The organism is Pseudomonas sessilinigenes (genome assembly GCF_003850565.1).
Classification (GTDB): domain Bacteria; phylum Pseudomonadota; class Gammaproteobacteria; order Pseudomonadales; family Pseudomonadaceae; genus Aquipseudomonas; species Aquipseudomonas sessilinigenes.
In genome coordinates this window covers 6,324,792-6,343,388 of record NZ_CP027706.1, presented here as the reverse complement: position 1 = coordinate 6,343,388, position 18,597 = coordinate 6,324,792, and the positions used below count along the sequence as shown (strand labels likewise).

Annotated in this window: 15 protein-coding genes and 1 pseudogene; 3 read left to right on the top strand and 13 right to left on the bottom strand. The window is 63.1% G+C overall.

Annotated elements, in window-relative coordinates:
* The first annotated feature begins 3 nt into the window (after window positions 1–3).
* Window positions 4–1,533: a DHA2 family efflux MFS transporter permease subunit gene (locus C4K39_RS29015; RefSeq protein WP_068595721.1), complete on the top strand. Its 1,530-nt coding sequence runs from the start codon at window positions 4–6 to the stop codon at window positions 1,531–1,533.
* Between the two features lie 99 nt (window positions 1,534–1,632).
* Here the strand turns inward: C4K39_RS29015 and lpxH are convergent, their stop codons facing one another.
* Entirely contained in the window at window positions 1,633–2,385 is a 753-nt protein-coding gene (gene lpxH, locus C4K39_RS29010) for a UDP-2,3-diacylglucosamine diphosphatase (protein ID WP_124348078.1), read from the bottom strand.
* Window positions 2,382–2,885, bottom strand: a complete 504-nt coding sequence (locus C4K39_RS29005) for a peptidylprolyl isomerase (protein WP_068582517.1) — start codon at window positions 2,883–2,885, stop codon at window positions 2,382–2,384. Before C4K39_RS29005 ends, lpxH begins: the two co-directional genes overlap by 4 nt.
* A 269-nt stretch (window positions 2,886–3,154) precedes the next feature.
* Between C4K39_RS29005 and C4K39_RS29000 the strand changes: the two genes are divergently transcribed.
* Together C4K39_RS29000 and cysS are read left to right on the top strand one after the other, a co-directional pair.
* Window positions 3,155–4,852, top strand: coding sequence for a glutamine--tRNA ligase/YqeY domain fusion protein (locus C4K39_RS29000; RefSeq protein ID WP_068582514.1), 1,698 nt, complete (start codon window positions 3,155–3,157; stop codon window positions 4,850–4,852).
* Between the two features lie 18 nt (window positions 4,853–4,870).
* On the top strand, window positions 4,871–6,253 hold the full coding sequence (gene cysS, locus C4K39_RS28995; RefSeq protein ID WP_124348077.1) for a cysteine--tRNA ligase: 1,383 nt from the start codon (window positions 4,871–4,873) through the stop codon (window positions 6,251–6,253).
* 93 nt (window positions 6,254–6,346) lie between these two features.
* On the opposite strand, the pseudogene C4K39_RS28990 reads toward cysS, so the two are convergent.
* The 11 genes and pseudogenes from C4K39_RS28990 to nuoE form a co-directional block, all read right to left on the bottom strand.
* Window positions 6,347–6,535, bottom strand: a pseudogene (locus tag C4K39_RS28990) (helix-turn-helix domain-containing protein); the annotation flags it as partial.
* A 75-nt stretch (window positions 6,536–6,610) separates the two neighbouring features.
* Window positions 6,611–8,074: an NADH-quinone oxidoreductase subunit NuoN gene (nuoN, locus tag C4K39_RS28985; RefSeq protein WP_068582507.1), complete on the bottom strand. Its 1,464-nt coding sequence runs from the start codon at window positions 8,072–8,074 to the stop codon at window positions 6,611–6,613.
* 7 nt (window positions 8,075–8,081) lie between these two features.
* Complete coding sequence (gene nuoM, locus C4K39_RS28980; RefSeq protein WP_068582505.1) at window positions 8,082–9,614, bottom strand: NADH-quinone oxidoreductase subunit M; 1,533 nt, start codon at window positions 9,612–9,614, stop codon at window positions 8,082–8,084.
* 39 nt (window positions 9,615–9,653) lie between these two features.
* A complete protein-coding gene (nuoL, locus tag C4K39_RS28975; RefSeq protein WP_124348076.1) occupies window positions 9,654–11,507 on the bottom strand; it encodes an NADH-quinone oxidoreductase subunit L in 1,854 nt (617 codons plus the stop codon).
* Complete coding sequence (gene nuoK, locus C4K39_RS28970; RefSeq protein ID WP_022639653.1) at window positions 11,504–11,812, bottom strand: NADH-quinone oxidoreductase subunit NuoK; 309 nt, start codon at window positions 11,810–11,812, stop codon at window positions 11,504–11,506. The genes nuoL and nuoK overlap by 4 nt, the downstream gene beginning before the upstream one ends.
* A 4-nt stretch (window positions 11,813–11,816) precedes the next feature.
* Window positions 11,817–12,317, bottom strand: coding sequence for an NADH-quinone oxidoreductase subunit J (gene nuoJ, locus C4K39_RS28965; RefSeq protein ID WP_068582499.1), 501 nt, complete (start codon window positions 12,315–12,317; stop codon window positions 11,817–11,819).
* A gap of 9 nt (window positions 12,318–12,326) precedes the next feature.
* Complete coding sequence (gene nuoI / locus C4K39_RS28960) at window positions 12,327–12,875, bottom strand: NADH-quinone oxidoreductase subunit NuoI (protein ID WP_022639651.1); 549 nt, start codon at window positions 12,873–12,875, stop codon at window positions 12,327–12,329.
* 11 nt (window positions 12,876–12,886) lie between these two features.
* A complete protein-coding gene (nuoH, locus tag C4K39_RS28955; RefSeq protein ID WP_022639650.1) occupies window positions 12,887–13,894 on the bottom strand; it encodes an NADH-quinone oxidoreductase subunit NuoH in 1,008 nt (335 codons plus the stop codon).
* Window positions 13,891–16,605, bottom strand: a complete 2,715-nt coding sequence (nuoG, locus tag C4K39_RS28950) for an NADH-quinone oxidoreductase subunit NuoG (protein WP_124348075.1) — start codon at window positions 16,603–16,605, stop codon at window positions 13,891–13,893. The genes nuoH and nuoG overlap by 4 nt, the downstream gene beginning before the upstream one ends.
* A gap of 132 nt (window positions 16,606–16,737) precedes the next feature.
* Window positions 16,738–18,102 (bottom strand): NADH-quinone oxidoreductase subunit NuoF, encoded by a 1,365-nt coding sequence (gene nuoF / locus C4K39_RS28945; protein ID WP_068582249.1) that lies wholly within the window; start codon window positions 18,100–18,102, stop codon window positions 16,738–16,740.
* Complete coding sequence (nuoE, locus tag C4K39_RS28940) at window positions 18,099–18,596, bottom strand: NADH-quinone oxidoreductase subunit NuoE (RefSeq protein WP_012313767.1); 498 nt, start codon at window positions 18,594–18,596, stop codon at window positions 18,099–18,101. Before nuoE ends, nuoF begins: the two co-directional genes overlap by 4 nt.
* Between the last annotated feature and the right edge of the window lies 1 nt (window position 18,597).

Genomic DNA, 18,597 nt, shown 5'->3' with positions numbered 1-18,597 from the left:
GCGATGAGCAATAATGCCTCTTTCACGCCCCCCAGCCTCCTGCTGAGTACCATCGGCCTGTCGCTGGCAACCTTCATGCAAGTGCTCGACACCACTATCGCCAACGTGGCGTTGCCGACCATTTCCGGCAACCTGGGCGTGAGCTCGGAGCAGGGCACCTGGGTGATTACCTCGTTCGCCGTGAGCAACGCTATCGCCTTGCCGTTGACCGGCTGGCTGAGCCGACGTTTCGGTGAAGTGAAGCTGTTCATCTGGGCCACGCTGCTGTTCGTGCTGGCCTCGTTCCTGTGTGGTATTTCCACCTCGATGCCCGAGCTGGTGGGCTTTCGGGTATTGCAGGGAGTGGTGGCCGGTCCTCTTTATCCAATGACCCAGACCCTGCTGATTGCCGTGTACCCTCCGGCGAAACGGGGGATGGCCCTGGCATTGCTGGCGATGGTCACGGTGGTGGCACCGATCGCCGGGCCGATCCTGGGGGGCTGGATCACCGACAGCTACAGTTGGCCCTGGATCTTCTTCATCAACATCCCCATCGGGTTGTTCGCCGCCTGGGTGGTGATGCAGCAGCTCAAGGCGCGGCCGGTGGTCACCAGTCGCCAGCCGATGGACTACATCGGCCTGCTCAGCCTGATCGTCGGGGTCGGGGCGTTGCAGATCGTGCTCGACAAGGGCAACGACCTGGATTGGTTCGAGTCCAGCTTCATCATTATCGGCACGCTGGTCTCGGTGATCGCCCTGGCGGTCTTCGTGATCTGGGAAATGACCGATCGACACCCGGTGGTCAACCTGCGGCTGTTTGCCCACCGCAACTTCCGGATCGGCACCATCGTGCTGGTAGGGGGGTATGCCGGGTTCTTCGGGATCAACCTGATCCTGCCGCAATGGTTGCAGACCCAGATGGGCTACACCGCCACCTGGGCCGGGTTGGCCGTTGCGCCGATCGGGATCCTGCCGGTCGTGATGTCGCCCTTCGTCGGCAAGTACGCCCACCGGTTCGACCTGCGCCTGCTCGCCGGCCTGGCGTTCCTGGCCATTGGCCTGAGCTGCTTCATGCGCGCCGGCTTCACCAACGAGGTGGACTTCCAGCACATCGCCCTGGTGCAGTTGTTCATGGGTATTGGCGTGGCGCTGTTCTTCATGCCGACCCTGAGCATCCTGATGTCGGACCTGCCGCCCCACGAAATTGCCGATGGCGCCGGCCTGGCGACGTTCCTGCGGACCCTGGGCGGGAGCTTCGCGGCATCGCTGACCACCTGGATCTGGATTCGCCGGGCGGACCAGCACCATGCCTATCTGAGCGAGCACATCAGCACCTTCGATCCGGCCACCCGGGATGCCTTGAGCAGCCTGGGCGGGGCGAGCACCAAGGCCTATGCACAACTTGACCAGATCCTCACCAGCCAGGCCTACATGCTGTCCACGGTGGATTACTTCACGTTGCTGGGCTGGAGTTTCATGGGGCTGATCCTGCTGGTGTGGCTGGCCAAGCCGCCGTTCGCCGCCAAGGCGGGGCCGGCATCGGCCGGGCACTGAGGCCTGGCCAAGGCCGGGTGCCAGCCAAGAGCTCGTTGAGTCCGTCACCGGTTCAACCGGCTCTTGGCCAGTCGGCTCCATCACCCGGGCAGCAAGTGCCTAGGGTGAGTCGGGCAGGGCCGGTACGCAGGGCATGAAGTCGAAGGCCGCCAGGTGGAAGCCTTGTTCATCCACTTGCAACGCCCAACCCTGTCGATCCCAGTCGCCCAGTACGATGCGCTTGGCCGCTTGCTCGCCGATTTGCAGCTTGTGGATCGCCGGACGATGGGTATGGCCATGCACCAGGGTGCGTACACCGTGCTGTTGCATCACCCTCGGTACTTCGTCGGGGGTCACATCGACAATATCGTTGGCCTTCATGCGGGTCTGCGCCCGGCTTTCGTTGCGCAGCTTGCGTGCCAGCTTGTGCCGGGTGCGCAGTGGCAGGTTTCGCAAGATCCACAGGCTCAGCGGGTTGCGCAGGTAACGGCGCATGCGCTGGTAAGCCTCGTCCCGAGTGCACAGGCTGTCACCGTGCATCAGCAGCACCGGTTCGCCGTAGAACTCGACGACGCTGGGGTCCTTGAGCAGGGTGGCGCCGGCGGCCTTGCAGAAGGCCTTGCCGAGCAGGAAGTCGCGATTGCCATGCATCAGGAAGACTTGCGTACCGCTGTCGCTCAGTTCCCGCAATGCCTGGCAGATAGAAAGCTGGTAGGGGGTCATGGCATCGTCGCCGATCCATACCTCGAAGAAGTCGCCGAGGATGTACAGCGCCTCGGCGCCGCGGGCGCGGCCACCGAGTAAATCCAGAAACGCCCGGGTGATGTCCGGGCGTTGCTCTTCCAGATGCAGGTCTGAAATCAGCAGTATCACTCAATGATCTCGGCTTTCTCGATGATCACGTCTTCTGCGGGTACGTCCTGGTGGCCGGCCTTCATGGTGGTGGCCACGCCCTTGATCTTGTCGACCACTTCGGTACCGGCGATCACCTTGCCGAATACTGCGTAGCCCCAGCCCTGCACGGTCTTGCCGCTGTGGTTGAGGAAGCTGTTGTCGGTGACGTTGATGAAGAACTGCGCGGAGGCCGAATGCGGCTCCATGGTGCGGGCCATGGCGATGGTGTACTTGTCGTTGGAAAGGCCGTTGTCCGCTTCGTTCTGGATGCTTGGACGCTTGTCTTTCTTCTCTTTCATGCCAGGTTCGAAACCACCGCCCTGGATCATGAAGTTACCGATGACGCGGTGGAAGACGGTGTTTTCATAGTGACCGGCTTTCACGTATTCGACGAAGTTGGCCACGGTCAACGGGGCTTTCTCGGCGTTCAGTTCCAGCACGATCTCGCCGTGGTTGGTGGTCAGTTTGACTTGGGTCATGGTCGGTACTCTTTATAAGGAAAGCGTTTTCAAGAAATCTTCGGGGCCGGGACAGGCAAGCGGTCCGGACCGATCTGGCGCATCCTGCGGCCAAGGAGCGCAGTTTAGCCTGAGAGCCGCGAATTTCGAGGTGGTTTTTTAACTTGCCTGCTATTAATAGCCGCAGTTTTAAAGCTGCGCTCTGTCAGGCACTTGACAGCATCGGCTATGATATCCGTTTTGATTTATCAGGCCGCATCCGGCCGCGCACTTGTACGTTCAAGGATCCTATGAGCAAGCCCACTGTCGACCCTACCTCCAATTCCAAGACTGGACCGGCCGTACCGGTCAACTTCCTGCGCCCGATCATCCAGGCGGACCTGGATTCGGGTAAACACTCTCAGATCGTGACCCGCTTCCCGCCGGAGCCCAACGGCTACCTGCACATCGGTCATGCCAAGTCGATCTGCGTGAACTTCGGCCTGGCCCAGGAATTCGGCGGCGTCACCCACCTGCGTTTCGACGATACCAACCCGGCCAAGGAAGACCAGGAGTACATCGACGCCATCGAGCGCGACGTCAAGTGGCTGGGCTTCGAGTGGGCCGGTGAAGTGCGCTATGCCTCGCAATATTTCGACCAGTTGCACGATTGGGCGGTGGAGCTGATCAAGGCGGGCAAGGCCTATGTCGACGACCTGACTCCCGAGCAGGCCAAGGAATACCGTGGCACCCTCACCGAGCCGGGCAAGAACAGCCCGTTCCGCGAGCGCTCGGTGGAAGAGAACCTGGACTGGTTCGCCCGCATGAAGGCCGGCGAGTTCAAGGATGGTGAACGCGTACTGCGGGCCAAGATCGACATGGCCTCGCCGAACATGAACCTGCGCGACCCGATCCTCTACCGCATTCGCCATGCCCATCACCACCAGACCGGTGACAAGTGGTGCATCTACCCGATCTACGACTTCACCCACGGTCAGTCGGACGCCATCGAAGGCATCACCCATTCGATCTGCACCCTGGAGTTCGAAAGCCATCGTCCGCTGTACGAGTGGTTCCTGGACAACCTGCCGGTGCCGTGCAAACCGCGCCAGTACGAGTTCAGCCGCCTGAACCTGAACTACACCATCACCAGCAAGCGCAAGCTCAAGCAACTGGTGGACGAGCAGCACGTCAACGGCTGGGACGACCCGCGCATGTCGACCCTGTCGGGCTTCCGCCGTCGTGGCTACACCCCCAAGTCGATCCGTAACTTCTGCGAGATGATCGGCACCAACCGTTCCGACGGCGTGGTGGATTTCGGCATGCTGGAGTTCAGCATCCGTGACGACCTCGACCAGAGCGCCCCGCGTGCCATGTGCGTGCTGCGCCCGTTGAAGGTGGTGATCACCAACTACCCGGAAGGCCAGGTCGAGAACCTCGAGCTGCCGCGTCACCCGAAAGAAGACATGGGCGTGCGCGTGCTGCCATTCGCCCGTGAAATCTACATCGATCGCGACGACTTCATGGAAGAGCCGCCAAAAGGCTACAAGCGCCTGGAGCCGGCCGGTGAAGTGCGCCTGCGTGGCAGCTACGTGATCCGCGCCGACGAGGCGATCAAGGATGCCGACGGCAACATCGTCGAACTGCGCTGCTCCTACGATCCGGACACCCTGGGCAAGAACCCGGAGGGCCGCAAGGTCAAGGGCGTGATCCACTGGGTGCCGGCCGCCGCCAGCGTCGAGTGCGAAGTACGCCTGTACGATCGCCTGTTCCGTTCCTCGAACCCGGAGAAGGCCGAGGACGGCGCCAGTTTCCTGGACAACATCAACCCTGACTCCCTGCAAGTGCTCACTGGTTGTCGTGCCGAACCCTCGTTGGGCAACGCACAGCCGGAGGACCGTTTCCAGTTCGAGCGCGAAGGCTACTTCTGCGCGGATATCAAGGACTCGAAACCAGGTGCCCCGGTATTCAACCGTACCGTGACCCTGCGCGACTCCTGGGGTCAGTGATTCAGTCAAGGAACTAACGTGCTAACGATCTACAACACGCTCACCAAGAGCAAAGAAGTCTTCAAGCCCCTGGATGGCAACAATGTGCGCATGTACGTGTGCGGGATGACCGTGTACGACTACTGCCACATCGGCCACGGCCGCAGCATGGTCGCCTTCGACCTGGTGACCCGCTGGTTGCGTTTCAGCGGCTACAACTTGACCTACGTGCGCAACATCACCGATATCGAAGACAAGATCATCAATCGGGCACGGGAGAACGGCGAGCCGTACAACGCGTTGACCGAGCGCATGATCACGGCCATGCACGAGGACGAGGCCCGGCTGAACATCAAGAAGCCGGACCTGGAGCCACGGGCCACGGATCATATCCCTGGCATGCTGAGCATGATCCAGACCTTGATCGACAAGGGTTATGCCTACGCGCCTGGCAATGGTGACGTGTACTACCGCGTCGCCAAGTTCATGGGCTACGGCAAGCTGTCGCGCAAGAAGATCGAGGACCTGCGCATCGGTGCGCGGATCGAGGTCGACGAAGCCAAGCAGGACCCGCTGGACTTCGTCCTGTGGAAGGCCACCAAGCCGGGCGAGCCGAGCTGGGAGTCGCCGTGGGGCGCCGGGCGTCCGGGCTGGCATATCGAGTGCTCGGTGATGTCCACCTGCTGCCTGGGCGAGACCTTCGACATCCATGGCGGTGGCAGCGATCTGGAGTTCCCGCACCACGAGAACGAGATCGCCCAGAGCGAGGCAGCCACCGGCAAGACCTACGCCAATGCCTGGATGCACTGCGGCATGATTCGCATCAACGGCGAGAAGATGTCCAAGTCCTTGAACAACTTCTTCACCATTCGCGACGTGCTCGACAAGTACCATCCGGAGGTGGTGCGCTACCTGCTGGTGTCCAGCCACTACCGCAGCGCGATCAACTACTCGGAAGACAACCTCAAGGACGCCAAGGGCGCCCTGGAGCGGTTCTACCACGCGCTCAAGGGCCTGCCGAAAGTGGCCCCTGCCGGCGGCGAGGCCTTCGTCGAGCGTTTCACCCAGGTGATGAACGACGACTTCGGTACCCCGGAAGCCTGTGCCGTGCTGTTCGAGATGGTGCGCGAGATCAACCGCCTGCGTGAGAGCGACCTCGATGCGGCGGCTGGCCTGGCGGCCCGCTTGCGGCAACTGGCCGATGTGCTGGGCGTATTGCAGCTGGAGGCCGAGGACTTCCTGCAGGCCGGTGCTGGTGATCGGGTCGATGCAGAGCAGGTCGAGGCGCTTATCCAGGCTCGCCTGGCGGCTCGTGCCAACAAGGACTGGGCCGAATCCGACCGAATCCGCGACCAGATCACCGCCATGGGCGTGATCCTGGAAGATGGCAAGGGCGGCACTACCTGGCGCCTGGCTGACTGAGCCGACGTTCGCTACAACAAGAAACCCGCCTGGCGCGGGTTTTTTGTTGCCTGTTGAATGCTGCCTGCTGGCTCAGGCCAGCGAAGCGAGGCGTTACACCGTGTCGGGATAGCGCTCCACCAGGCGTATCAGGGTAGTGGCCTGGGCATTGGGGGTAGCGCGGCCCTGTTCCCAGTTCTCCAGGGTACGGGTGTTGGTGCGCAGGGACATGGCGAATACCGAGCGCGAGAGGTTGAGTTGCTGGCGGATATTCATCACCTCGGCGGCGGTGCTTGGGAAGAGGGGAGGGCGGGGCGCCGGAAATGCAAAACGGCACCCGAAGGTGCCGTTCTGTGTGGAGCGTTGTCGCTTGGGCGATCAGCCCGCCAGGCCGGAATGCTGGACCAGGGTCAGCAGTGGCTGCGGGTACACGCCGAGGAAGAACGCCAGCACCGCGATGGCCAGCAGCATGACGCCACCGGCTTTCTGTTCCCAGTGCAGCTGGGCATCGACGCGACGCAGGTTCGGCTCGATCAGGTACAGGGTGACCATCACGCGCAGGTAGTAGAACACGCCGATGGCGCTACCCAGGATCAGCGAGCCTACCAGCCACCATTGGTGCGCTTCGACACCGGTGGCGATGATGTAGAACTTGCCGATGAAGCCCGCGGTCAGCGGGATACCGGCCAGGGACAGCATCATCACGGTGAGCACGGCGGTCAGGTACGGACGGCGCCAGAACAGGCCGCGGTACTCGTACAGGGCGTCGGCGTCGCGACCTTTGTAGGGCGAGGACATCAGGGTGATCACGCCGAAGGCGCCGAGGCTGGTGATCACGTAGGTGACCAGGTACACGCCGATGGCTTCCATCGCCAGGCCCTTGCTCGCCACCAGGGCGATCAGCAGGTAACCGAAGTGGGCGATGGACGAGTAACCCAGCAGGCGCTTGAGGTTGCTCTGGGTCAGTGCCAGCAGGTTACCCACCAGGATCGAGGCAATGGCGATCACGGTCAGGACGTTGCTCAGGACGCCGCTGCTGGCCACTGGCGACAGCTGGAACAAGCGCACCAGCACGGCGAACACCGCGACCTTGCTGGCGGTGGCCAGGAAGGCCGCCACCGGAGCCGGGGCTCCTTCGTAGACGTCCGGGGTCCACAGGTGGAAGGGCACCAGCGACAGCTTGAACGCCAGGCCGATCAGCATCATGCCCAGGCCCAGTTGCGCCAGCGGGCTTGGCAGGCCGGTGGCCGCCAGGGCATGGCCGATGCCACTGAAGCTCAGGCTGCCGGCTTCTGCGTAGAGCAGGGCCATGCCGAACAACAGGAAGCCCGAGCCGGCGGCCGACAGCACCATGTACTTGATGCCGGCTTCCAGGGAGCGCTTGTTGAAGAAGGCATAGGCCACCAGGCCGTAGACCGGTACCGACAGCAGTTCCAGGCCGATGAACAGGCCGGCCAGGTTCTGCGCGCTGACCAGCACCAGGCCACCGGCGGCGGCCAGGAGGATCAGCAGGTACAGCTCTTCGCGGTTGCCCGGGTAACCGCTGCCACCATCGCCCAGGTAGGCGTGGGCCAGGGTGACGCAGGCCAGGGTGGCCACCAGGATCAGGGCCATGTACAGGCAGGCGAACTGGTCGATCTGCAACAGCGGCGTGACCGCCAAGGGTGCCACTTTCAGCACCGGGAAGATCGACAGCAATGCCAGGTTCAGACCCGCCACCGAGAGGAGGAAGGTCTGGGAGTGGTTGCGACGCCAGGCGATCGCCAACATCACCACCACAAGGGTGGCGCTGGTGATCAACAGCGGCGCCAGGGCGATAAAGTGTTGAATCGTAAAGTCCATAGCGCTCTTACCGGGCCGAAGCGAGTTGAGTGAAGGCGGTGCTGAGCCATTGCTGCACGCCATGCATGGTGGCGGCAGAGGTATCGAGGAACGGTTGCGGGTACACGCCGATGTAGATCAGCAGTACCGCCAGTCCCAGCACCATGATCAGTTCGCGAGCATCCATGCCGTGCAGCACCGCATCCGACTTGGACGGGCCGAAGTAGGCACGGTGGATCATGATCAGCGAGTAGACCGAGCCGAACACCAGGCCAGAGGTGGCGATCGCGGTGATCCATGGCGCGCTGACGAAGGTACCGATCAGGATCAGGAACTCGCCGACGAAGTTGCCGGTGCCCGGCAGGCCCAGGGAGGCGGCTGCGAAGAACAGGCTGATGGCCGGCAGGTAGGCGATACGCGACCACAGGCCGCCCATTTCACGCATGTCGCGAGTATGGGTGCGCTCGTACAGCTGGCCGCTGAGGATAAACAGCGCGGCTGCCGAAACACCGTGGGCCAGCATCTGGATCACCGCGCCTTGCAGGGCTTGCTGGCTGCCGGAGTAGATGCCGATCAGCACGAAGCCCATGTGGGACACGCTGGAGAAGGCGATCAGGCGCTTGATGTCGGTCTGGGCGAAGGCCAGGAAGGCACCGTAGAAGATGCCGATCAGGCCCAGGGTCATGGCGATCGGTGCGAACTCCGCCGAAGCGTTGGGGAACAACGGCAGGGCGAAGCGCAGCAGGCCATAGGCCGCGGTCTTGAGCAGGATACCGGCCAGGTCCACGGAACCGGCGGTCGGTGCCTGGGCGTGAGCGTCAGGCAGCCAGGAGTGGAACGGCACCACCGGCAGCTTCACCGCGAAGGCGATGAAGAAGCCGAGCATCAGGATGTACTCGGTGGCGGTGGACATCTTGGTCTTCAGCAACTGGGCGTAATCGAAGGTGATCACCCCGGTGTTGTTGAAGTTGACCAGCACCAGGCCCAGGATCGCCACCAACATGATCAGGCCGGAAGCCTGGGTGAAGATGAAGAACTTGGTCGCCGCGTAGATCCGGGTCTTCTTGCCATCGGCCGAGCTATGACCCCAGAGCGCGATGAGGAAGTACATCGGCACCAGCATCATTTCCCAGAAGAAGAAGAACATGAACAGGTCCAGCGCCAGGAACACGCCGACAACGCCGCCCAGGATCCACATCAGGTTCAGGTGGAAGAAGCCCACGTGACGCTCGATTTCTTTCCAGGAGCAGAGTACCGAGAGGATACCCAGCAGGCCGGTCAGCAGGATCATCAACAGCGACAGGCCGTCCAGGGCCAGGTGCACGTTGATGCCGAAGCGCTGGATCCACTGGTGCTTGAACTCGATGGCCCAAGTTGGATCGGCGCCAGGCGCCGGAGCAAATGAATAGTTACCGTGGGCCCACAGCCAGAGGCCGAGGGCGAGTTCCAGGGTCATGGTCAACAGCGCAATCCAGCGGGGGAGGGTGGCGCCGAAGCGCTCACCCAGCCAGCACAGCAGGCCGCCGATGAAGGGGATCAGGATTAGCCAAGGCAGAATCATGACGGGCTCAATTCCTTTCGCAAGTTCGCAAGGTTCATATCAGACCGCTACCAGCACAATGGCACCGATGACCAGCACGGCACCGGCGGCCATCGAAGCGGCGTACCAACGCAGTTGACCGGTTTCGGTACGGCTCAGGGAGTTGTGGCCCCCCTTGGCCATACGCGGGATCAAACCGATGGTCTGATCGAGCGGGTCCTTGCGCAGTACATGGCTGATCGCCAGGTATGGCTTGACGAACAGTTTGTCGTAGATCCAGTCGAAGCCCCAGGCGGCGAACCACCAGGCCGAGAGCAGACGCCCGATGCCGCTGTTGGCGATGGCGGTTACCACGCGACGCTTGCCAAGGAACAACAGGGCAGCCAGCAGGATACCGGCCAGGGCGATGGCGCCCGAGGCGATTTCCAGGCTGTGCTTGGCTTCGCCGCCAGCATGGCCGGCGCTCAGAGGCAGCACGTCGTGCAGGGGCGGAGTGATCATCGCGCCGATACCGGTGGACAGCACGATCAGCACCACCAGCGGCAGCCAGTGGGAAATGCCGTGGCCGGCGTGGGCTTCGGTCTTGGCTTCACCGTGGAAGGCGATGAAGATCAGGCGGAAGGTGTACAGCGAGGTCATGAACGCACCCACCAGGCCGGCATACAGCAGGCCTTGGTTGCCGCTGGCGAAGGCTTCCCAGAGGATCTCGTCCTTGGAGTAGAAGCCGGCGGTCACCAGAGGCAGGGCCGCCAGGGCCGCACCACCGACGATGAAGCTGGCGTAGGCCAGGGGCAGTTTCTTCCACAGGCCGCCCATCTTGAAGATGTTCTGCTCGTGGTGGCAGGCCACGATCACCGCACCGGAGGCCAGGAACAGCAGGGCCTTGAAGAAGGCGTGGGTCATCAGGTGGAAGATCGCGCCATCCCAGGCACCCACGCCCAGGGCCAGGAACATGTAGCCGATCTGGCTCATGGTCGAGTAGGCGAGGATGCGCTTGATGTCGGTCTGTACCAGCGCGGCGAAGCCGGCCAGTACCAGGGTCACGCCGCCGACCAGGCCCACCAGGTGCAGGATTTCCGGCGCCAGGGTGAACAGGCCGTGGGTACGGGCGATCAGGTAGACACCCGCGGTCACCATGGTCGCGGCGTGGATCAGTGCCGAAACCGGGGTCGGGCCTGCCATCGCGTCCGCCAACCAGGTCTGCAGCGGCAGCTGGGCCGATTTACCGACCGCGCCGCCGAGCAGCATCAGGGTCGCCAGGGTGATCCAGAAGTCACCTGCCTGGAACTTCTGCGGCGCTGCCACCAGCAGTTCCTGGACGTTCAGGGTGCCCAGTTGCTGGAACAGGATGAACAGGCCGATGGCCATGAACACGTCGCCGATACGGGTGACGATGAAGGCCTTGAGTGCGGCGTTACCGTTGTTGCGGTTGCTGTAGTAGAAACCGATCAACAGGTACGAGCACAGGCCCACGCCTTCCCAACCGAAGTAGATGAACAGCAGGTTATCGCCGAGGATCAGGAACAGCATGCTGGCGATGAACAGGTTGGTGTAGGAGAAGAACCGCGAGTAGCCGGCTTCGCCACGCATGTACCAGGACGCGAAGAGGTGGATCAGGAAGCCGACGCCGGTGACCACGCCGAGCATGGTCACCGACAGGCCATCCAGGTACAGGGTGAAGTTCGGCGCGAAGCCGTCCACCGACATCCACTGCCATAGCAGCTGGCTGTACGCGCCGCCTGCTGGCGGGGCGACATTGAACTGCCAGATCACGTAGGCGGCGGTGGCGGCCGAGAGGCCTACCGAGCCTACGCCGATCAGCGCGGACAGGTTCTCCGAGAACCGCCCGCGGGAGAACGACAGCAGCAGGAAGCCGATCAGGGGGAAGACGAAAGTCAGGAAGAGAAGGTTCATCCGCGCATCTCACTGGCAGCATCGATGTCGAGAGTGTGGAAGCGGCGATACAGCTGCAGCAGGATCGCCAGGCCAATACTGGCCTCGGCGGCTGCCAGGCTGATCACCAGGATGAACATCACTTGTCCATCCGGCTGCGCCCAGCGGGCGCCAGCGACGATGAAGGCCAGTGCCGAGGCGTTCATCATCACTTCCAGGCTCATCAACACGAAGAGGATGTTACGGCGGACCATCAGGCCGACCAGACCGAGGCAGAACAGGATGCCGGCAACCGCCAGCCCATGCTCGAGAGGGATAGTAGGCATCGTATTACTCCTTCGCCTCGTTGCGGCCCAAGTGGAACGCCGTGACGGCTGCGGCGAGCAGCAACATCGAGGCGAGTTCGACCACCAGCAGGTAAGGACCGAACAGGCTGATGCCCACGGCCTTGGCGCCTACGGTGGTTTGACCGATACCGGCACCGCTCTGGTGGCTGAACAGGACGTACAGCAGTTCGGCCAGCAGCAGGGCAGCGAGGATCACCGGCCCGATCCAGATGCCCGGCTTGAGCCAGATACGCTCTTGCTGGACGGCAGCCGGACCGAGGTTGAGCATCATCACCACGAATACGAACAGCACCATGATGGCGCCGGCGTAGGCGATCACTTCCAGGGCTCCGGCGAACGGCGCGCCGAGGCTGAAGAAGGTCATCGCCACGGCAATCAGCGAAATGATCAGGTAGAGCAGGGCGTGCACAGGGTTGGTATTGGTCACCACACGAAGCGTGGAGACCACCGCAACACCTGACGCGAAATAGAAAGCGAATTCCATCGTTCTTCCTTAAGGCAGCAAGCTCTTCACGTTGATCGGCTCGGCTTCGTTCTGCGCGGTGCCTTTGGGCTTACCGGCAATGGCCATACCTGCAACACGATAGAAGTTGTAATCAGGGTTCTTTCCGGGACCGGAGATCAGCAGATCTTCCTTCTCGTAAACCAGGTCCTGACGTTTGAACTCGGCCATCTCGAAATCCGGTGTCAGCTGGATCGCGGTGGTCGGACAGGCTTCCTCGCAGAGACCACAGAAAATGCAGCGCGAGAAGTTGATGCGGAAGAAGTCCGGGTACCAGCGACCGTCTTCGGTTTCAGCTTTTTGCAGCGAGATGCAGCCCACCGGGCAGGCCACCGCGCACAGGTTGCAGGCTACGCAGCGCTCTTCGCCGTCGGGATCGCGGGTCAGTACGATGCGACCACGGTAGCGGGGCGGCAGGTACACCGGCTCTTCCGGGTATTGCAGGGTGTCGCGCTTGCGAAAGCCATGGCCGAAGACCATGACCAGGCTGCGCAACTGGGTACCAGTACCCTTCACGATGTCGCCAATATATTTGAACATGGGTCAAATCCTCACTGGGCCGCAACGGCTGGCGCGTTGTAGAGCACGAGCGCAGCGGTCACCAGCAAATTGATCAGGGTCAGCGGCAGGCAGAACTTCCAGCTGAAGTCCATCACCTGGTCATAGCGTGGGCGCGGGATCGAGGCGCGCAGCAGGATGAACAGCATGATGAAGAACGCGGTTTTCAAAGCGAACCAGACGAAGGACAGTTGCGGCAGGATGCCGAACGGACCGTGCCAGCCACCGAAGAACAGGGTGACCAGCAGTGCCGAGATCAAGATGATGCCGATGTATTCGCCAACGAAGAACATGCCCCACTTCATGCCGGCATATTCAATGTGGTAACCGTCGGCCAGTTCCTGTTCCGCTTCGGGCTGGTCGAAGGGGTGACGGTGAGTCACGGCCACGCCTGCGATGAAGAAGGTACAGAAGCCGAAGAACTGCGGAATGATGAACCACAGGTTCTGCGCCTGGTACTCGACGATGTCGCGCATGTTGAACGAACCGACCTGGGCCACGATGCCCATCAGCGCCAGGCCCATGAACACTTCGTAGGACACGGTCTGGGCCGAGGCACGCAAGCTGCCCAGCAGGGCGAACTTGTTGTTGCTCGACCAGCCGGCGAACAGCACCGCGTAGACCGACAGGCCAGCCATGGCGAAGAAGAACAGCAGGCCGATGTTCAGGTCCGCGACACCCCAGGTCGGGGTGATCGGGATGATCGCGAAGGCGATCAACAGGGCGCTCATGGCCACCACCGGTGCCAGGGTGAAGATCACCTTGTCGGCGAACGGCGGGGTCCAGTCTTCCTTGAAGAACATCTTCAGCATGTCGGCAGCGATCTGGAACATGCCGAACGGGCCAACGCGGTTCGGACCGTAGCGGTCCTGCCACCAGCCCAGCAGGCGACGTTCGACGAAGCTCAGCAGCGCACCGGCGATCACCACCGCCAGCAGGATGACGATCGCCTTGACGACCGTGAGGATCACGTCGATCACTTCAGGGGTAAACCAACTCATTGCGCCGCCTCCTGCAGACCGTCAACGGAAAAGCCTGCGAACGCCGGAGGAATCCCGGCCAGACCGACTGGCAAGGCCACCAGGCCAGCACCCAGCTCTTCGTTGATCCGCAGTGGCAGGCGCAGGGTCTGGCCAGCCAGGTTCAACGCGAGCATGGCGCCATCGTTGACACCCAGGCGGTCGGCCTCGGACTTGGCCAGGGCCACGTAGGCGGCTGGAATGCGTTCTTGTACCGGAGCGGCCTTCGAGGAGTTCTCCTCGCTGCCGAACAGGTGGTAGAACGGCACGGCCTGCCAGGTGCCCTGGGCCGGGGAGAAGGCCTTCGGTGCGCTGGCGAACCAGCTCAGGCGATCGCCCTGGCTTTCGATCAGGCGGGTACCCGGATCACCGGCGCGCAGGTGGCCGCCGACTTCGTCCTGGAACTTGTTCCAGGCTTGCGGCGAGTTCCAGCCCGGCGACCAGGCGAATGGCACTTGCGAACGCGGCTCGGCGGAGCCCGAGTAACCTTCCATGGAGTAGGCGAAGGCGGTATCCGGGTCTTGCGGAGTACGCGGTTCGTGCACGCTCTGGTTGGCGCGCATGGCGGTCCGGCCGCTGTAGCGCAGCGGTTCGCGGGCCAGCTTCATGCCCTTGATGCGGAACGCAGCGGACGGCGCGGCATCGACGATGCTGGCCAGTTGCGTGTTGCTCGCGGCGCAGGCAGCGGTTACCTGGTCCAGCTGGGTCCAGTCCACCGGCTTGTTCAGCAGGGTGCTGCGAAGGGCGTGCAGCCAGCGCCAGCCTTCGTGGACCATGATGCTGGCGTCCAGGTAGGTCGGGTCGAAGACCTGGAAGAAGCGCTGGGCGCGGCCTTCCTGGCTGACCAGGGTGCCATCGCCTTCGGCGAAGCTCGCTGCGGACAGCACCAGGTGCGCGCGTTCCACGGTAGCGGTCTGCTGGTGGTCGGCCACGATCACCACCTTGGCGGCGCTCAATGCGGCATCCACCTTGGCGGCGTCGGTGCGGGTGTACAGGTCGTTTTCCAGGACCACGATGGCGTCGGCACGGCCGTCGATCACCGCTTGCAGGGCCGCGTCCACCGATTCGCCACCAAGCATGGCCAGGCCGAGGCTGTTGGCCTCTGGCACCACCAGGCTGATGGAGCCGGCCTTGTCGCGCAGCTTCAGGGCCTTGGCGATGTTGGCCGCGGCCTCGATCAGTGCCTTGGAGCCCAGGGAGGTACCGGACACGATCAGCGGGCGCTTGGCTGCCAGCAGGGCATCGGCGATGCGCTGGGCCAGTTCCTGGGCTTCGCGGTCCAGGCCTTCCACTGCCGGCGCGCTGGCGTCTATGGCGTGGGCCACGGCGAAGCCGATGCGGGCCAGGTCGTCGGGAGCGGCGTGCACACACTCTTCAGCGACGTCGTCGAGGCGGGTTGCAGCCAGGCTGGCGATGAACAGCGGGTTCAGCGCGTGCTGGCCGATGTTCTTCACCGCGGCGTCGAGCCATGGCTGGACGCGCATGGCGTCGGCCATTTCCTCGGCCTTGCCCTTGACCGACTGGCGCAGGGCCAGTGCCATGCGGGCGGCGGTCTGGGTCAGGTCCTCGCCGAGGACGAACACCGCGTCGTGGTCTTCGACTTCACGCAGGTTGGGAATCGGCAGCGGGCTGTCCTTGAGCACTTGCATCGCCAGGCGGATGCGCTCCAGCTCGCTGGCTTCGATGCCAGAGTAGAAGTGCTCGGCGCCGACCAGTTCCAGCAACGCATAGTTGCTTTCCAGGCTGGCGCGTGGCGAGCCGATACCGACGATGTTGCGTCCGCGCAGCAGGTCGGCAGCCTGGTCCAGGGCCTGGTCCAGGTTCAGCTGGGTGCCGTCGGCCAGGCGTGGCTGGCGAGGGCGGTCCTTGCGATTGACGTAGCCATAACCGAAGCGGCCACGGTCGCAGAGGAAGTACTGGTTGACCGAACCGTTGAAGCGGTTCTCGATGCGTCGCAGTTCACCGTAGCGCTCGCCGGGGCTGATGTTGCAGCCGCTGGAGCAGCCATGGCAGATGCTCGGCGAGAACTGCATGTCCCACTTGCGGTTGTAGCGCTCGGAGTGGGTCTTGTCGGTGAACACACCGGTCGGGCAGACCTCGGTGAGGTTGCCGGAGAATTCGCTTTCCAGCACGCCATCTTCGACGCGACCGAAGTACACGTTGTCGTGGGCGCCGTAGACACCCAGGTCGGTGCCGCCAGCGTAATCCTTGTAGTAGCGCACGCAGCGATAGCAGGCGATGCAGCGGTTCATCTCGTGGGCGATGAACGGGCCGAGCTCCTGGTTCTGGTGGGTACGCTTGGTGAAACGGTAGCGGCGCTCGTTGTGGCCGGTCATTACCGTCATGTCCTGCAGGTGGCAGTGACCGCCTTCCTCGCACACTGGGCAGTCGTGCGGGTGGTTGGTCATCAGCCATTCGACGACGCTGGCGCGAAACGCCTTGGACTCCTCGTCTTCGATGGAGATCCAGGTGCCGTCGGAGGCAGGGGTCATGCAGGACATGACGATACGACCGCGGGTGTCGTTCTCGTCGGTGTACTGCTTGACCGCACACTGCCGGCAGGCGCCGACGCTACCGAGCGCCGGGTGCCAGCAGAAATAGGGGATGTCGAGGCCGAGTGACAGACAAGCCTGTAGCAGGTTGTCCGCACCGTTGACTTCGAGCGCTTTGCCGTCTACGTGGATAGTGGCCATGGTTCAAAGTTCTTCGTTGGCCCGCGTGAGCGGGCGTGGCTAATGGAAATCGGTGGGCCTGCGGCCCGCACCGAACGAGTCGGGCGGGCCGCGAGGCCGGCGGATGGCACGGACCATCCGCGATTCATCTTGTTATGCGCCGACCACGATCGGCTTGGCCAGGTTCGGGCGCAGGGCGTCGCCAGCACTTGCTGGAGCGACACCGGCCTCGAACTCGGACCGGAAATACTTGATGGCACTGCCCAATGGCTCGACGGCACCCGGTGCGTGAGCACAGAAGGTACGGCCTGGGCCGAGGAAGTTGACCAGGCCCAGCAGGGTCTCGATGTCTTCGGCGCGGCCTTGGCCTTTTTCCAGGGCGCGCAGCATCTTCACGCTCCATGGCAGGCCGTCGCGGCACGGGGTGCACCAGCCGCACGACTCGCGGGCGAAGAACTCTTCCATGTTGCGCAGCAAGGACACCATGTTGACGCTGTCGTCCACCGCCATGGCCAGGCCGGTACCCATACGGGTGCCCACCTTGGCAATGCCGCCGGCGTACATTTGCGCATCCAGGTGCTCGGGCAGCAGGAAGCCGGTACCGGCGCCGCCTGGCTGCCAGCACTTGAGCTTGAAGCCATCGCGCATGCCGCCGGCGTAGTCTTCGAACAGCTCGCGGGCGGTAACGCCGAACGGCAGTTCCCACAGGCCCGGGTTCTTCACCTTGCCGGAGAAGCCCATCAGCTTGGTGCCATGGTCTTCGCTGCCTTCGCGGGCCAGCGACTTGTACCAGTCGTTGCCGTTGGCGACGATGGCCGGCACGTTGCACAGGGTCTCGACGTTGTTCACGCACGTCGGCTTGCCCCACACGCCGACGGCGGCAGGGAAGGGCGGCTTGGAGCGCGGGTTGGCGCGACGGCCTTCCAGGGAGTTGATCAGCGCGGTTTCTTCACCGCAGATGTAGCGACCGGCACCGGTATGCACGAACAGCTCGAAGTCGAAGCCGCTGCCGAGGATGTTCTTGCCCAGAAGGCCTGCGGCCTTGGCTTCCTCGATGGCACGGTTCAGGTGCTTGGCCGCGGTGGTGTACTCGCCACGCAGGAAGATGTAGCCGCGGTAGGCCTTCAGCGCACGGGCGCTGATCAGCATGCCTTCGACCAGCAGATGGGGCTGTTGCTCCATCAGCATGCGGTCCTTCCAGGTGTTGGGTTCCATTTCGTCCGCGTTGCACAGCAGGTAGCGGATGTTCATGGATTCGTCTTTGGGCATCAGGCCCCACTTCACGCCAGTGGGGAAGCCTGCACCACCACGCCCCTTGAGGCCGGAGTCCTTGACGGCCTGGACGATATCGTCCTGGGACATCTGCGCCAGTGCCTTGCGGGCAGCGGCATAGCCGTTCTTGGACTCGTACTCGGCCAGCCAGACCGGCTCGCCGTCGTCACGCAGGCGCCAGGTCAGCGGGTGGGTTTCGGCCGTGCGCGCGATGCGGTTGGCCGGGCCGAAGGAAGTAATGGTCATACGTAACCCTCCAGCAGCTTGGAGACGCCGGCAGGTTGCACGTCGCCAAAGGTATCGTCGTCGATCATCAGCGCCGGGGCCTTGTCGCAGTTGCCCAGGCAGCACACCGGCAGCAGGGTGAAGCGACCGTCGGCGGTGGTCTGGCCGAGGCCGATGCCCAGCTCGCTCTGGATCTGGCTGACTACCGACTCATGGCCACCGATGTAGCAAACCATGCTGTCGCACACGCGAATGATGTGGCGGCCTACTGGCTGGCGGAAGATCTGGCTATAGAAGGTGGCCACGCCCTCGACGTCGCTGGCGGGGATGCCCAGCACTTCGCCGATGGCATAGATGGCGCCGTCCGGCACCCAGCCACGTTCCTTCTGGACGATCTTCAGGGCCTCGATGGACGCCGCGCGCGGGTCCTCGTAGTGATGCATCTCGTGCTCGATGGCCGAGCGCTCGGTTTCGCTCAGGGCGAAACGGTCTGTCTGGATAAGCGTGCTGTTCATG

Coding starts and splice junctions, on each gene's coding strand:
- nuoK (WP_022639653.1), bottom strand. CDS start 11,812: ATGCCTACTATCCCTCTCGAGCATGGGCTGGCGGTTGCCGGCATCCTG.
- nuoE (WP_012313767.1), bottom strand. CDS start 18,596: ATGAACAGCACGCTTATCCAGACAGACCGTTTCGCCCTGAGCGAAACC.
- nuoN (WP_068582507.1), bottom strand. CDS start 8,074: ATGGACTTTACGATTCAACACTTTATCGCCCTGGCGCCGCTGTTGATC.
- C4K39_RS29000 (WP_068582514.1), top strand. CDS start 3,155: ATGAGCAAGCCCACTGTCGACCCTACCTCCAATTCCAAGACTGGACCG.
- nuoF (WP_068582249.1), bottom strand. CDS start 18,102: ATGACCATTACTTCCTTCGGCCCGGCCAACCGCATCGCGCGCACGGCC.
- C4K39_RS29005 (WP_068582517.1), bottom strand. CDS start 2,885: ATGACCCAAGTCAAACTGACCACCAACCACGGCGAGATCGTGCTGGAA.
- nuoL (WP_124348076.1), bottom strand. CDS start 11,507: ATGAACCTTCTCTTCCTGACTTTCGTCTTCCCCCTGATCGGCTTCCTG.
- C4K39_RS29015 (WP_068595721.1), top strand. CDS start 4: ATGAGCAATAATGCCTCTTTCACGCCCCCCAGCCTCCTGCTGAGTACC.
- nuoI (WP_022639651.1), bottom strand. CDS start 12,875: ATGTTCAAATATATTGGCGACATCGTGAAGGGTACTGGTACCCAGTTG.
- nuoJ (WP_068582499.1), bottom strand. CDS start 12,317: ATGGAATTCGCTTTCTATTTCGCGTCAGGTGTTGCGGTGGTCTCCACG.
- nuoH (WP_022639650.1), bottom strand. CDS start 13,894: ATGAGTTGGTTTACCCCTGAAGTGATCGACGTGATCCTCACGGTCGTC.
- nuoG (WP_124348075.1), bottom strand. CDS start 16,605: ATGGCCACTATCCACGTAGACGGCAAAGCGCTCGAAGTCAACGGTGCG.
- nuoM (WP_068582505.1), bottom strand. CDS start 9,614: ATGATTCTGCCTTGGCTAATCCTGATCCCCTTCATCGGCGGCCTGCTG.